This window comes from Mesorhizobium sp. WSM4809, assembly GCF_055811655.1.
The window spans coordinates 150,350-163,240 of the sequence record NZ_JBVVQW010000011.1 but is presented as its reverse complement, the minus strand read 5'-3'; the positions used below and the strand labels follow the sequence as shown (position 1 = coordinate 163,240).

The window sequence follows — 12,891 nt, the reverse complement described above, 5'->3', positions numbered from 1 at the left end:
CCTCCCGGCGGACAAGAAAACTGTCACCCATCTAATCAGTCCATTCTGTTACCTATCTATCCGGTTCGGACACCGGCACCTTCTCCCCGTATAGGGACGGGGAGAAGGGAGAAGCTCCAACGATGACGCCCCCCTCTCCCCGTCTCTACACGGGGAGAGGGTAAGGGTGAGGGGCGGCGCCAACTTGCGAAAATTTGCCGGACCAACATCTCAGCCTCCCACCCTCATGGCGCGGCCGGTAGCGGCGTCGAAGACGCGCACCGACGACGTAGTGGGGGCGATGACAGCGGTGTCGCCGATAGCCAGTCCGACATCATTGTCGAACACCGTTTTCACAGCCGCCTCGCCCTGGCCGAGATGAACGATGGTGCGCGCACCGATCCGTTCGACAAAGGTCACCGGCATTGCGAGCCCCTGCCCATTCTGCACCAACGTCGCCTGTTCAGGCCGGAATCCGTAAAGCACCTCGCCGCGCGCACCGCGCATGGCCATCGCGAGTTCGCCCGGCAGCGGCGGCGTGACGCCCAGCGGTCCGAGATCGACGACCAGTCCGCGGTCGCTCTCCGCTGGCCTGCCCTTGAGCAGATTCATGCCCGGCGCACCGATAAAGCGGGCGACGAAGACATTGGCCGGATCGTTGTAGACCTCGAGCGGCGTGCCGACCTGCTGCAGCACGCCATGATCCATGACCGCGATGCGGTCGGCCATGGTCATCGCCTCGAGCTGATCGTGGGTGACATACACCATGGTCTGGCGGAACTGCCGCTGCAGCTGCTTCAGTTCGGTGCGCATGACGGCCCGGAAAGCGGCGTCGATATTGGACAGCGGCTCGTCGAGCAGGAAGATCGCCGGCTCCATGATCGCCGAGCGGCCGATCGCCACCCGTTGCAATATATTGACCGACAGCCTGTCGGCCTTGCGGTCGAGCAGCGGCGAAAGCTGCAGCATCTCGGCGATGGCGCCGACGCGGCGATCGATCTCGGCTTTGGCAGCCCCCCGCATTTTTGGTCCATAGGCAAGGTTCTGGCGCACCGTCATATGCGTGAAGATGGCGTAGTTCTGGAAGACGAAGCCGACGCCGCGCCGGCCCATCGGCACGCCGGCCATGTCGCGCTCGCCAAACAGGATCTTGCCGCCGGTCGGCTCTTCCATGCCGGCGATCATGTTCATCGTCGTCGACTTGCCGCAGCCCGACGGGCCGAGCAGCGCCATGAACTCGCCATCGGCAATTGCCAAATCCATGGTCTTCAGCGCGGTGAAGTCGCCGAATTTCTTGACCAGGTTCTGCAAGTGGATCGCGCTCATGCCGCTACCTCGCGTGCCCGCGCCATGCGCTTCATGGCAAACACCGCGACGATCGACAGCACGACCAGAATGGCCAGCGCGATCGCCGCCACATAGCCCCAGATCAAATCCTGCGTGGTGAGCTTGTAGATGTAGACCGAGATGGTTTCGGTGGCGACGCCGGGGCCACCTCCGGTCATGATGTAGAGCGTGTCGAAGATCTTGAAGTTCTCGATTACCCGGATCGCCAGCGCGATGATGATGATCGTCTTCATCTTCGGCAGCACGATGGTGACGAAGCGCTGCCACGGATTGGCGCCGAGCAGCGTCGCCGCCTTGATCTGGTCCTCCGGCACGCCGACCAGGCCGGCAAGCAGGATAAGGAACATCAGCGGCGTCCATTGCCAGATGTCGGCGACCATCACCGCAATCAGCGCCAGAGTCGGATCCGACAGCCAGGCGATGGTGACGGGAGATCCGGTGAGCGCCGACAAGATGTCGTTCACCGGCCCTCCCGACTGGAACAGCATGAAGAACATGTAGCCGGCCACCGCCGGCACCACCATCATCGGCATCAGCAGGATCGAATAGAAGGCGCGCTTGCCCGGGAAATCGTCGGCAAACAGCGTCGCCAGCGCTAGCCCAAGCAGGAATTCCGCCGGCACGCAGACGATCATGACAATGACCGTACGCTTCAGCGCGCTCCAGAAGCGCGCGTCGGCGGCGAGATCGGTGTAGTTGGCAAAGCTGTTCCACATCGACCAGGCGTTCCACCAGCCGGTGCCCGACAGGGGCGACCAGTCGGTGACGCTGATGTAGAGCTGCATCAACAGCGGGAAGGCCGAGATGAACAGCACCAGGATCTGCGCAGGCAGCGTCAGCCGGAAACCCAGCCTTGCGCCCTCATCGCGCGAAACCGGCTTTGCTCCGACGGCTTTCATCTCATCCTTGGACGTCATGGCAGTCACCGCGCTCATTGCTTGAGCGCCCCGAACGTCAACCCGCGCACCAGATGGCGTTGGATGGCGATGCCCATGATGACCGGCGGCACGGCCGCGATCAGGCCAAGCGCCGCCTTGGCGCCATAGAGCTGCCCGGTCATCGAGGAGGATAGCGAGGCCATGTAGACCGGGATCGTCACCCATTCGCGCGTCGTCAGAAGCAGCGCGATCAGATAGTCCGACCAGTTGAGGATGAAGACGAAGAGCGCGGCACTTGCGAGCGGCGCGCGCATCATCGGCAGCGTGATGCGGGTGAAGACGCGCAGCCGCGAACAGCCTTCGACAAGCGCTGCCTCCTCGATCTCGCGCGGCATGTCGTCGAAGAAGGTCTTCATCAGCCAGAAGGCGAACGGCAAGGTGACGATGCCGTAGATCAGCGCCAGGCCCCACCAGCTGTCGGTGAAGTTGAGGAAAGCCCACATGATCATCACCGGGATCATGACCGCCATCGGCGGAAAGATCCTGAGTTGGATCAGCGCCAGCGGCAGGTTCTGGCCGGAGCCGAAACGCGACAGCCCATAAGCCGCGGCTGTGCCCGCCGACATGGCGATCACCGTGCCGAAAACCGCCGACAGCAGCGATGCGAGGATCGGCTTCAGCGCGTTACGGTCGAGCGCGACGATCAAATTGTTGGTCGACTCGCCGAAGACGAAACGGAAATTGCTGAGCGTCGGGTTCTTCGGCCACCAGGTCAGTTCGGCGCCGGTCGCCGACCATTCGGCGATCGGCTTGAACGCCATCGACACCATCCACAGGATCGGCACCAGCGTCACCGCCACGGCCGCGAAGATCGCGGCATAGCGGAATATCAGGAAAGGAACGGAACGCTTCATCTGGCGGCTTTGCTGGTGGCGTTGTGGGCGGAGGGGAGAAGTAGGCTCCTCCCCTCCTTCGATATGATCCAGGGAGAAGGATCAGACGATTGGATCGAGAACTGTCGGCCAGGCCTCCTTGTTGGTCTTGATGGCTTCGAGCAGTTTGTCCTCGCCGGTGCGCCGGGCGATCTTTTTCCACTCTGCCTCGGTGTCGGCCATCGCCTGCTCCGATGTCTTGGCCTTGGTCAGCGCCGCCATCAGGTTCTCGTCGAGCGCATTGTGGAAGGCTGTCGCGCCGGGATAGTTGATGGTCGGCACGGTGCGGGCGACCGTCTCGCGCACGACGTCCATGTGGTAGGCATGATAGGTCTGGCGCACCAGCGGATCGGAGAAGTCCGAAAGCCGGAACGGGTCTAGATAACCGCCGGGGTTGGCACTCATCCAGGCATAGATGCGGGCCGAGCCCAGCCATTGCAGCAGGAGGTAGGCGACCTCCTGGTTCTTCGACTGCGACGAGACCATGCCGGTCAGCGAGAACCACAGCACGGAACGGCTGATCAGCTTGCCGCCGATCTCGCGGCCGGGCGGCAGCATCGAGCCGATCTTGCCGGTGACGGCTGAATCCTTGTTGCCGGCATTGTCGAGGAATTTCGGCAGGTTGGAGAAGGCGCAGGTCATCGCCGCACCACCCTTGGCGAAGTTGCCATATTGCTCCGGCCAGCCCCAGGAGATCGCATCCGGCGAATGATGCGCGAGCGAAGCAACATATTCGTTGGTGGCGGCGATGCCTTGCTCGGAATTGATCATCGGCTTGCCGTCATCGCCAAACAGGAACTGGTTGGGCGAAGCCATCGAGACATAGCGCTGGTACCAGTTCGTGTAGCCCCAGCCCTGGTTGCGCAGGTCGGTCGAGCCGAACAGGCCCTTGTCCGGTCGCTGGAAGAAGGCGGCGATGTCGCCATGCTGCTTCCAGGTCTTCGGCGGCGCCAGATCGTAGCCGTATTTGTCCTTGAAGGCCTTCTTCTCGGCTTCGTCGCCGAACAGGTCGGTGCGGTAGACCCAGGTCTGGAAGTCGCCGTCCAGCGACACGCCATAGTTCGAGCCGCGGTATTTGTTGAGCAGCGACACGCCCTTGGCGCCGTTGACATAGCCGCTGACGGGATCGTCCCATTCAGGCTTATGCTGCGCGACAAAGTCGTCGAGCTTGGCGATGCCGCCGGTTTCGGCGAGGTCGCCGAGGCGGTTCCATTCGGTCGAGTAGATGTCGTAGGCCCCACCCTTGGTGGAGATGTCCTGCATCGTCTTGGTGAATTCCTGGCCGTTCGGCAGACCGACGATTTCGATCGCGATGCCGGTTTCCTTTTCCCACAGCTCCTTGATCGACGGCGCACCGGCCGGGAACGGCTGCGTGAGCTGGCCGATCGAGCCGTCGGACAGGCCGAGCACGATCTTGGTCGGCGCCTTGCCGGCGCCCTTCAGCGCCTTCGCCGCCTCGATGGCGCGGCCTTCCGGCGTATCGGCGCCATACTGGTAGCGCTCGGCCCCTTCGAAGCCCGTCGGGCCGCCGATCATGCCTGGCGCCAGCGCGTCGGCCGCATAGGCACGGCCGGGACGAATGAATTGGGGTGCGATACCAGCAGCGGCCATCATGACGGCCGCCTTTCCTCCAGATGCCAGCAGCCGGCGCCGCGAGATGCGGATCAAGTCAGACATTGAAACTCCTCCCTCAGGGCCACGTTTCCTCCACGACCCTTATGAGGGATATTGACGACAGCATGGCAAGGCTGTCAACATCATAAATAATCAAAACACATCATAACATCGCAATAGGGCAAGGAAATGCACAAAAACGGGATCCATCCGTCAAGCCGGATGCCTCAATTTGAGGGCACCCGACCCTTCCCGGCCCTGCGCACCCCTGCCGGACCATTTGATTTAGCCCGGCGGCTTGCACATCGGCCAAGGGCGGATACATCATTTCCCATCAGAATCGCCGATGACGCGGAAGCCGTCACCAGCCGATCCGACGCATGCAGGAGATGAAAGACGGTGCGTTCCACCCTGACTGACATAGCCCGGGAGGCCGGCGTCTCGGCCGCCACCGTCGACCGCGTGCTCAACAACCGGCCCGGCGTACGGGCGCGCACGCGGGAAATCGTGCTCGAAATGGCGCAGCGCCTCGGCTACATCGCCGAAGGCCCGAACGGCACGCCGCCACGGCCCTCGCCCGGCGAGGTCATCCGGCTCGACTTCGCCCTGCCGGCCGGCACCAATTCCTTCATCAAGATGCTGCACCGCCACATCGAGGCACAGGCTCTGGCGCGGCCCGACCTCGATGTTCGTATCGCCACCATAGAGGGCTTCAATCCTGACCGGCTCGCTCGCCTGCTGCAGGATCTGCGCGGACAGACGCAAGGCGTCGGCGTCATCGCACTCGACCATCCGACGGTGCGCGAAGCGATCCGCTCCCTGTCGGCCAACGACATCAAGGTGGTGACCATCGCTTCCGACATCCTGCATGTGCCCAGGGTCGCGTATATCGGCATCGACAACCGCGCCGCCGGGCGGCTGGCCGGCTATCTGCTCAACCGCTTCATGGGATCGGGGCGTCCGGGCAAGGTGGCGCTGTTCGCCGGCTCGCTGTCCTATCGCGGCCACGAAGAACGCGAGATGGGGTTCCGCCACGTGCTGACCGAGGAATCACCCAATCTGCAGATCGTCGAGATGCGCGAAATGCTCGACGATCGCGAGAAGGCCTATTCGGAGGCATCAGCCCTGCTGGAGCGGCACCCCGACCTTGCCGCGATCTACAATGTCGGCGCCGGCAACACCGGTATCGCCCGCGCGCTCAAGGAGCGCGGCCGCGCCCAATCCATGGTCTTCCTCGGTCACGAAGTGACGGACGGCACCAAGGACCTTCTGCTCGACGGCACGCTCGACGCGGTCATCGACCAGAACCCGCGCGTCGAGGCCCGCGAAGCGCTCAACACCCTGATCCATGCGGTCCGGGGATTGCCCTATGAACTGCACCAGCCAAGGCTGCAGGTGATCTTCAAGGAGAACATCCCGGAGATTTGACGAACCAGACGAACGGGGCGGCGCGGCAAAGCGCCCGCCCCGCTCGATGCTTCTAGTCTATTGGACGGCAGCGACTTCAGCCGCGGCGCCATCGACAAAGCTCTTGTCGACCCATTTGCCATAGTCGATCGAGCCCTTCAGGAGCCCGGCGCTGGCCATGAATTTCTCCTCGCCTTGCAAGGCGGCGATCGCGTCGTCCGTGAGTTTCGGATCCTGATGGAACACCCCGTCGGCGTAGGTCTTGCGGACGGATTTTTCCGACGACTTGGTGGCCTCGACAAAGGTCTTGATCGTCTGGTCCGGATGGGCATCGGCCCAACGCGAAATCTCGATATCGACCTTCAGCAGCCGCTTGACCAGATCGGGATATTTCGCCGCGAAGGCGCCGTTGACCGAGATGACGTTGGGCACGTTCCATTCCGGATGAGTGCTGGTGTCGAACAGGACGCGCGCCTCGCCGGTGTCGACCAGCTTGGCCGCCGTCGAATCGGTCTCGACAATGGCGTCGATATCGCCGCGCAGCAACGCCGGGCCGGATGCCTCGAACGGCAGGTTCAGACCTTCGACGTCATTGATGGTCAGGCCGACGCTGTTCAGTGCCTTGCTGAAGTTCGAATGCCGCACCGTGCCGGTGAGATAGGCGACCTTCTTGCCCCTGAGATCCTGCAGCGTCTTCAACGGCGAGTCGGTCTTGACGACGATGTAGGAACCGCCGGCCTTCACATAACTCGACAGGCCGATCAGCTTGACGTCGGCGCCGGACGCAGCAACCCGCAGCGCCGGATTGTTGCCGGTATAGGTGAACTCGATCGCGCCGGTGGCCAGCGCGGTCGTCGCCTCCGAACCGCCATTGAAAGTCACCAGTTCGACCTTGATGCCGTCCTTGGCGAACTCCTTCTCCCACCAGCCGTCCTTCTGGGCGAGGATGAATTTGAGATGCCCCGGCGCGGTACTGCCGATGCGGATAATTTCAGGCTTGTCCTGCGCGAAGGCAGGCATGCCGCCAAGGCCGATGACGACGGCAATAGCGCCCTTCAGCAGCAGCCGGCGAAGGGCGTCGAATGGAATGTTGGGCATGGGAAAAATCCTTCCTGATTGGAATGAATGGGTGGCTCAGATGAGCGAGGTCTCGGACTGGCCTTTCCAGGCCGTTGCCCAGCGCTCGAACCAGACGAGCAGGTAATTGACGGTCAGGCCGATGACGGTCAGCGTCAGGATGCCGGCGTACATGTCGGCCGTTTCCATCATCAGCTGCGAGTTCTGGATGAGGAAACCGAGGCCGGATTTGGCCGCCAGCATCTCGGCGCCGATGACCGCGAACAGCGAGGATTTCACCGCCAGCCGGGCGCCGGCGACGATCGAGGGAATGCTGGCCGGCAGGATGACTTTGCGGAACAGATCGAAGTCGGACGTACCCATCGAGCGCGCCGCCTTGATCAGCAGCGGATCCACCGACTTGACGCCGCTGATCGTGTTGACGAGGAGAAAGAAAACCGAGGAGTAGAAGGTGATCGCGACCTTCGATTCCTCACCGATGCCGAGCAACAGGATGAACACCGGCAGCAGTGCGAATTGCGATGTGTTTCGCAGCGTCTGCACCAGGAGGTCGGAAACCTTCTCGAACAGCGAATAGCGCCCCATCAACAGACCGAGGGGGATGGCCACCACCACGCCGAGTGCGAAGCCGATCGCTGCGCGCTGCAGGCTGATGCCGATATGCTCGATCAGCACGCCCGAGGCGAGCAGCGCCCACCAGGCGACCAGGACCTCGCTCAGCGGCGGAAAGAAGATCCGGTTCAGCCAGCCGAGTCGGGGCGCGATCTCCCACAGCAGGAAGAACAGGCCGAGCAGCGGCACGCCATAGAGGAACGTGCCGTGGCTTGCTTTCTTGCTCCGGATCTTGGCGCTGGCCTTGATGGCCGGGACCCTGGCGGCGGCTACCGTTTCGCCAGCGCCGGCAAACAGGTGGAGCGCTCCCGCGGAGCCAAACTTCTCGGTCAGATAGGCCATTGGTCCAGCTCCTCAGTGACTGAAGGCTGGCGACAGGGTCCAGTCCTTCTGCGCCTTGTTGACCTCGTCGCGCAGCACGTCCCAGACGCGGGCGCGATATAGATTGAATTCGGCGCTGGCGCGGATGTCGCCGTCGCGCGGTCGTGGCAGGTCGATGTCGATGATCTCTTTCACCGCGCCCGGCCGTGCCGTCATCACCACGACGCGGTCGGCGAGGAAGATCGCCTCGTCGATCGAGTGGGTGACAAAAATCACCGTGGTGTTGATCTTGCCCCAGATCCGCAGCAGCTCGCCTTGCAGAAGCTCGCGCGTCTGCTGGTCGAGCGCCGCGAACGGCTCGTCCATCAGCAGCACTTCCGGGTTGCTGGCCAGCGCACGCGCGATCGCCACACGCTGCTGCATGCCGCCGGACAGCTGGTTGGGAAAACGGTCCTCGAAACCGGCAAGGCCGAACAGCGCCAACAGATGGCGGGCTGTGGCGGTACGCTCGGCCTTGGCCACGCCGCGCACTTCCAGCGCATATTCGATGTTGGCGAGCGCCGTGCGCCAGGGAAACAGCGCATATTGCTGGAAGACATAGCCGGTCTTTGGATCGGGCCTGGTGATGCGCCTGCCGTCGAGCTGGACGTTGCCGCCGGTCGCCTGCGTCAGCCCGCCAATGATATCGAGCAGCACCGACTTGCCCGAGCCGCTCGGGCCGACCAGCGTGATGAACTCGCCCTTGCGGATGGAAAGATCGACGCCGTCGAGCACGGTGACGCGGTCGGTCGCCTCGCCATCCACGGTGACGAACTGCCCCGGCTTGAGCTGGAAGGTCTTGCTGATGTCGCTGACGACGATCCGGTCCATGTTCGGGCGATCCATATCTGTCTCCGATCGGTTCACTGCGCCACGCGGATGCGGTGCGTCGGGTCGAATTCCGAGCCGCCCGCCTTGCCGCGCTTCCAGCCAAGCGCGCGGGCATAGGAGCCGAACAGCTGGCGGGCGTCGGCCTGAGCTTCCGTGATGCCGGTCGGCCCTTCGGCGAACTCGGCCACATAAAGCGCGTCGGTCGGGCAATAGATCTCGCAAAGAAAGCAGGTCTGGCAGTCCTCCTGGCGAGCGATCACCGGCACGCCATTGTCGGTCGCGTCGAAGACGTTGGCCGGGCACACCTTGACGCAGATGTCGCATTCGACGCAGCGCGTGGCCGAGACGATCTCGATCATGACGCCAGCTCCGCCAGCCGCTCAGGCGCACCTGCGATGCGGAACGCATCCACACCGGTGATGACCAGCCGGTGCGCGAAGGCCGGGCTCTTGCCCGGCAGATCGGTGCGGCGGTGCATGCCGCGGCTCTCGGTGCGGTGCAGCGCGGCGGCCACGGACCAACGCCCAGCAGCGGCGATCGAAGCTGCCTCTCGGGTACGGACCCGGTCCAGCCCCTCGCCTTGCAGATGGCTGCGCACGTCGCGCCAGACACTCTCCAGCCGCTCGCCGCTTTTCTCCAGGGCCTCGCCAGTGCGGAAGAAATTCTTGTCGAGCGGCGTGACTTCGCTACGCACCGCCTCGATAACTTCGCCCGCCGAGATGTCGGCCCTCGCCGATGATGCAGGACGCAAGCCGGCCTGGCCGAGCGATTGCACTGCGCTGCGGAACGCCTTGCCGGTGCGGCGCTGGGCATGAATCGAGGCGCCCTTGCCGGCCCACCAGCCGCTGGCCAGCGCCCAGGACGAATTGAAGGCGCCGCCGCCTGATACCGCACCGGTCATCATCTCGCGGCTGGCAGCGTCGCCGGCAACATAGAGGCCGGGCACGCCGGTGGCGCAATCGTCGGAGACGATGTCGATGCCGCCGGTGCCGCGCACCGTGCCTTCGGCGCGCAAGGTGATACGGAACAGTTCGCTGAACGGGTCGATGCCGGCGCGGTCATAGGGCACGAAGCAGTTCGGCTGACCCTGGCGCAGCCAGCCTTGCAGCGCCGGCTCGGCTTGATCGAGCCGCGCATAGACCGGGCCGTCGATCAGCGCACGCGCCACTTCCTCCTCGCGGTCGCCGATGCCGTTGCGCAACGGCTCGCCGGTCGGCCCGAGGATCGGCGAACCATCCTCGCGATGGAACGATGCCCAGCGGAACGGCAGGCCCTTGTTCAATGAGGAGCCATAGGGCGCCAGCGTGTACTTGCCGGTGAACTCCATGCCCGACAGGCTGGCGCCGGCTTCCGCCGCCATCAGATAGCCGTCGCCGGTCAGCCCGGTCGCGCCGAGGATGCGCTCGCGGAAAGCGCAGCCGCCCGTCGCCAGCACCACCGCGTTGGCGTCGACGCGCCAGTCCTGGCCGATCTGCCGGGCGACACCGGCGGCGCCAACGATGGCATCGCCGTCGGACAGAAGTTCGAGCGCCGGGTGATGGTCGAGCACGGTGACGCCGGCCAACAGCACCCGGCGGCGCATGAAGCGCATGTAGTCCGGCCCGCGCAGATTGGCGATGTAGAGCCGGCCGTCATCCTCGCTCGGAAAGGGATAGCCCCATTCGGACAGCCTGAGCAGATTGCGGTAGGCGGTATCGACGCAGCGCAGCATCCAGCGCGGGTCGGCGAGTTCGCCGGTGCGCTGCCAACGCCGCTCAACGACGGCATGCCTGTTGTCGCCCGGCGGCACGCACCAGGTGCCGGTGTTGGAGGGCGCGGTGGCGCCACTGGTGCCAAGATAACCTTTGTCGGCCAGCACCACCTTGGCGCCGCTCTCGGCCGCAGCGACAGCCGCCCAGGCCGCTGACGGACCTCCGCCCAGCACCAGCACGTCGGCCTGGAGCAGCAAGCTGTCAGAAACGGATTTTTGCGGCTTGGGCATGGATACCTGGCGAATGCGTCGAGGACGGCGCTAGGCCGCGCGGGCCGCGCTGGAAGACCAGACCGGCTCGTTGCCGGCGCTCCACTTGATGTTGCAGCCGATCGACGGCACCTGGCTGGCAGTGGGCCTGCCGCCCTCCAGCACCGTGTCGACCGCTGCCCGCAGATCGGCACCGGTCACCGGCTTGCCATTACCCGGCCGCGCATCGTCGAACTGGCCGTGATAGGCGAGCCGCCGGTCGGCATCGAACAGGAAGAAGTCGGGTGTGCAGGCGGCGCCATAGGCCTTGGCCGTCTGCTGCGACGCATCCTTGAGATAGGGGAAGGAATAGCCGAATTTTTCGGCCTCTTCGCCGATGCGGGCCAGCGTCTCCTCCGGATGCGCCTCATGGTCATTGGCGTTGATCGCCACCACTTGCAGCCCCTTGCCGGCATAATCCCTGGCGAAAACGGCAAGCTGCTCACGGATCAGCACGACGAACGGGCAGCGGTTGGAAATAAAGGCGACGAGCAAGGCCGGCTTGGCGTCGAAATCGGCGAGGCGGTGCAGCACGCCTTGCGCGTCGGGCAACAGGAAATCGGCCGCCCTGGTGCCGAGGTCGATCGGATTGGACTCTGTCTTCGGCATCGATGCGCGCTCCCTTTGTGCAGCCGGTTTTCACAGGCCAAGTGCGAGCGCCTCGAACGTTCGCAGTTAGTCTATGAATTTAGTATAATTATAGGCTGGAGAGCACATTCACGGTCAACCGAGCGGCTTAGAATATCGTGCCAATGTTTCAGGCCGAGCCGCCAAGTTTGTTCGGGCGGAAGCCGATCCGGAGAAATCCGGACGGACAGGATTTATCAAGCGCAACGGGTTCGACGACGAATTGGTACTGCCCAGCCGAAACGCCTTGCGATTTTCGCGACGTCATTCCCCTTCCGGATAGAGCGCCTTCGCCAGGTCGCGGATCGCATCTGATGTGCGCGGGCCGAAGCCGATCATGTAGGCGCTGTCGAGCACCACCAGCGCCTTGTTGGCCGCCGCCGGCGTTGCCGCCAGCGCGCGGTTGCCGAACACCTGCTCGGGCGTCGGGCCACCCTTGCCGTCGCTCATCATCAGGATGACATCAGGCGCCATCTCGATCAGCTTTTCCTCTGATGCCGCCTTGTAGCCCTGCACGACATCCATCGGGTTGCGGCCGCCGGCGTAGCGGATGATGGCGTCGGCCGAGGTGCCGGCACCGGCTGCGCTCAGCTTCACAAGGCCATGAAAGAACACCACTTTCTTGCGCCGCTCCGGCGGGATTTTTGCTGTCAGATCGGCTGCCGTCTGAAAGGCGGTGAGCACCTCGGCGGAAACCACCTTGCCCTTGTCCTCGAGCCCAAGGCTGGCGGCGATCAGGGTGATCTTGCGCTCGATGCCTTGCGGGGTGTTGTCCTGCGGGACGAAGACGATCGGGATCGCCAGTGATTTCAGCACCTCGACCGCCTCCGGCGGCCCGCTGTCCTCGGCCGCCAGGATCAGATCGGGACGCAAGCTCGCCAACCCCTCGACCGAAAGCTGGCGGCGGTAGCCGACATTAGGCTTCCCGGCCACGGATGGCGGATATTTGCTGCCGCGATCGACGGCGATGATCCGCTCGCCGGCGCCGAGCGCGTGGACGATCTCGGTAACGTCGGAGCCCAGCGTCAGGATCCTCGTTGCCGGTCCCGGCGCGACGGTTCGTCCCAGCGCGTCGACAACGCCCTCGGCGGCCAGCGCCTTGAAACCGCAGGAAGGCGCCAGCACCGACAGCGCCAGAAGCAGCATCGCCGCGATCCTGCCTGGTTGCAACCAGCCGATCCTCTTGCCCTCGCCCACACTTCCGACCATGCCGCTGCTCCGTGCCAGA

12 protein-coding genes are annotated in these 12,891 nt (G+C 64.2%); 1 reads left to right on the top strand and 11 read right to left on the bottom strand.

Going from position 1 to position 12,891, the window contains the following annotated elements; genetic code table 11:
• Window positions 1–210 precede the first annotated feature (210 nt).
• From AC0L24_RS24310 to AC0L24_RS24295, 4 genes are all read right to left on the bottom strand, one after another.
• Entirely contained in the window at window positions 211–1,305 is a 1,095-nt protein-coding gene (locus tag AC0L24_RS24310) for an ABC transporter ATP-binding protein (protein ID WP_473564204.1), read from the bottom strand.
• On the bottom strand, window positions 1,302–2,261 hold the full coding sequence (locus AC0L24_RS24305; protein WP_127331046.1) for a carbohydrate ABC transporter permease: 960 nt from the start codon (window positions 2,259–2,261) through the stop codon (window positions 1,302–1,304). The genes AC0L24_RS24310 and AC0L24_RS24305 overlap by 4 nt, the downstream gene beginning before the upstream one ends.
• Complete coding sequence (locus AC0L24_RS24300; protein WP_473564203.1) at window positions 2,258–3,118, bottom strand: carbohydrate ABC transporter permease; 861 nt, start codon at window positions 3,116–3,118, stop codon at window positions 2,258–2,260. Before AC0L24_RS24300 ends, AC0L24_RS24305 begins: the two co-directional genes overlap by 4 nt.
• A gap of 81 nt (window positions 3,119–3,199) precedes the next feature.
• Entirely contained in the window at window positions 3,200–4,813 is a 1,614-nt protein-coding gene (locus AC0L24_RS24295; protein WP_127331050.1) for an extracellular solute-binding protein, read from the bottom strand.
• A gap of 336 nt (window positions 4,814–5,149) precedes the next feature.
• On the opposite strand from AC0L24_RS24295, the gene AC0L24_RS24290 reads away from it, so the two are divergent.
• Window positions 5,150–6,178, top strand: a complete 1,029-nt coding sequence (locus AC0L24_RS24290; RefSeq protein ID WP_127396597.1) for a LacI family DNA-binding transcriptional regulator — start codon at window positions 5,150–5,152, stop codon at window positions 6,176–6,178.
• A 57-nt stretch (window positions 6,179–6,235) separates the two neighbouring features.
• On the opposite strand, the gene AC0L24_RS24285 is transcribed toward AC0L24_RS24290, so the two are convergent.
• The 7 genes from AC0L24_RS24285 to AC0L24_RS24255 all read right to left on the bottom strand — a co-directional run bounded on the left by AC0L24_RS24285 (window position 6,236) and on the right by AC0L24_RS24255 (window position 12,872).
• Complete coding sequence (locus AC0L24_RS24285) at window positions 6,236–7,255, bottom strand: aliphatic sulfonate ABC transporter substrate-binding protein (protein ID WP_127809913.1); 1,020 nt, start codon at window positions 7,253–7,255, stop codon at window positions 6,236–6,238.
• A 36-nt stretch (window positions 7,256–7,291) separates the two neighbouring features.
• Window positions 7,292–8,188 carry an ABC transporter permease gene (locus AC0L24_RS24280; protein ID WP_127270901.1) on the bottom strand — a complete coding sequence of 299 codons (897 nt, stop codon included), beginning with the start codon at window positions 8,186–8,188 and terminating at the stop codon, window positions 7,292–7,294.
• A 12-nt stretch (window positions 8,189–8,200) separates the two neighbouring features.
• Window positions 8,201–9,037, bottom strand: a complete 837-nt coding sequence (locus AC0L24_RS24275) for an ABC transporter ATP-binding protein (RefSeq protein ID WP_127270530.1) — start codon at window positions 9,035–9,037, stop codon at window positions 8,201–8,203.
• 32 nt (window positions 9,038–9,069) lie between these two features.
• Window positions 9,070–9,396, bottom strand: a complete 327-nt coding sequence (locus AC0L24_RS24270) for a 4Fe-4S dicluster domain-containing protein (protein ID WP_127255510.1) — start codon at window positions 9,394–9,396, stop codon at window positions 9,070–9,072.
• Complete coding sequence (locus AC0L24_RS24265; protein ID WP_127809911.1) at window positions 9,393–11,018, bottom strand: FAD-dependent oxidoreductase; 1,626 nt, start codon at window positions 11,016–11,018, stop codon at window positions 9,393–9,395. Before AC0L24_RS24265 ends, AC0L24_RS24270 begins: the two co-directional genes overlap by 4 nt.
• A gap of 30 nt (window positions 11,019–11,048) precedes the next feature.
• Window positions 11,049–11,645: a thioredoxin family protein gene (locus AC0L24_RS24260; protein WP_127809910.1), complete on the bottom strand. Its 597-nt coding sequence runs from the start codon at window positions 11,643–11,645 to the stop codon at window positions 11,049–11,051.
• Window positions 11,646–11,927: 282 nt separating this feature from the next.
• Window positions 11,928–12,872 (bottom strand): heme/hemin ABC transporter substrate-binding protein, encoded by a 945-nt coding sequence (locus AC0L24_RS24255; protein WP_127809909.1) that lies wholly within the window; start codon window positions 12,870–12,872, stop codon window positions 11,928–11,930.
• Window positions 12,873–12,891 lie beyond the last annotated feature (19 nt).

Coding starts and splice junctions, on each gene's coding strand:
- AC0L24_RS24275 (WP_127270530.1), bottom strand. CDS start 9,037: ATGGACCGGATCGTCGTCAGCGACATCAGCAAGACCTTCCAGCTCAAG.
- AC0L24_RS24310 (WP_473564204.1), bottom strand. CDS start 1,305: ATGAGCGCGATCCACTTGCAGAACCTGGTCAAGAAATTCGGCGACTTC.
- AC0L24_RS24270 (WP_127255510.1), bottom strand. CDS start 9,396: ATGATCGAGATCGTCTCGGCCACGCGCTGCGTCGAATGCGACATCTGC.
- AC0L24_RS24260 (WP_127809910.1), bottom strand. CDS start 11,645: ATGCCGAAGACAGAGTCCAATCCGATCGACCTCGGCACCAGGGCGGCC.
- AC0L24_RS24285 (WP_127809913.1), bottom strand. CDS start 7,255: ATGCCCAACATTCCATTCGACGCCCTTCGCCGGCTGCTGCTGAAGGGC.
- AC0L24_RS24265 (WP_127809911.1), bottom strand. CDS start 11,018: ATGCCCAAGCCGCAAAAATCCGTTTCTGACAGCTTGCTGCTCCAGGCC.
- AC0L24_RS24280 (WP_127270901.1), bottom strand. CDS start 8,188: ATGGCCTATCTGACCGAGAAGTTTGGCTCCGCGGGAGCGCTCCACCTG.
- AC0L24_RS24295 (WP_127331050.1), bottom strand. CDS start 4,813: ATGTCTGACTTGATCCGCATCTCGCGGCGCCGGCTGCTGGCATCTGGA.
- AC0L24_RS24300 (WP_473564203.1), bottom strand. CDS start 3,118: ATGAAGCGTTCCGTTCCTTTCCTGATATTCCGCTATGCCGCGATCTTC.
- AC0L24_RS24255 (WP_127809909.1), bottom strand. CDS start 12,872: ATGGTCGGAAGTGTGGGCGAGGGCAAGAGGATCGGCTGGTTGCAACCA.
- AC0L24_RS24305 (WP_127331046.1), bottom strand. CDS start 2,261: ATGAGCGCGGTGACTGCCATGACGTCCAAGGATGAGATGAAAGCCGTC.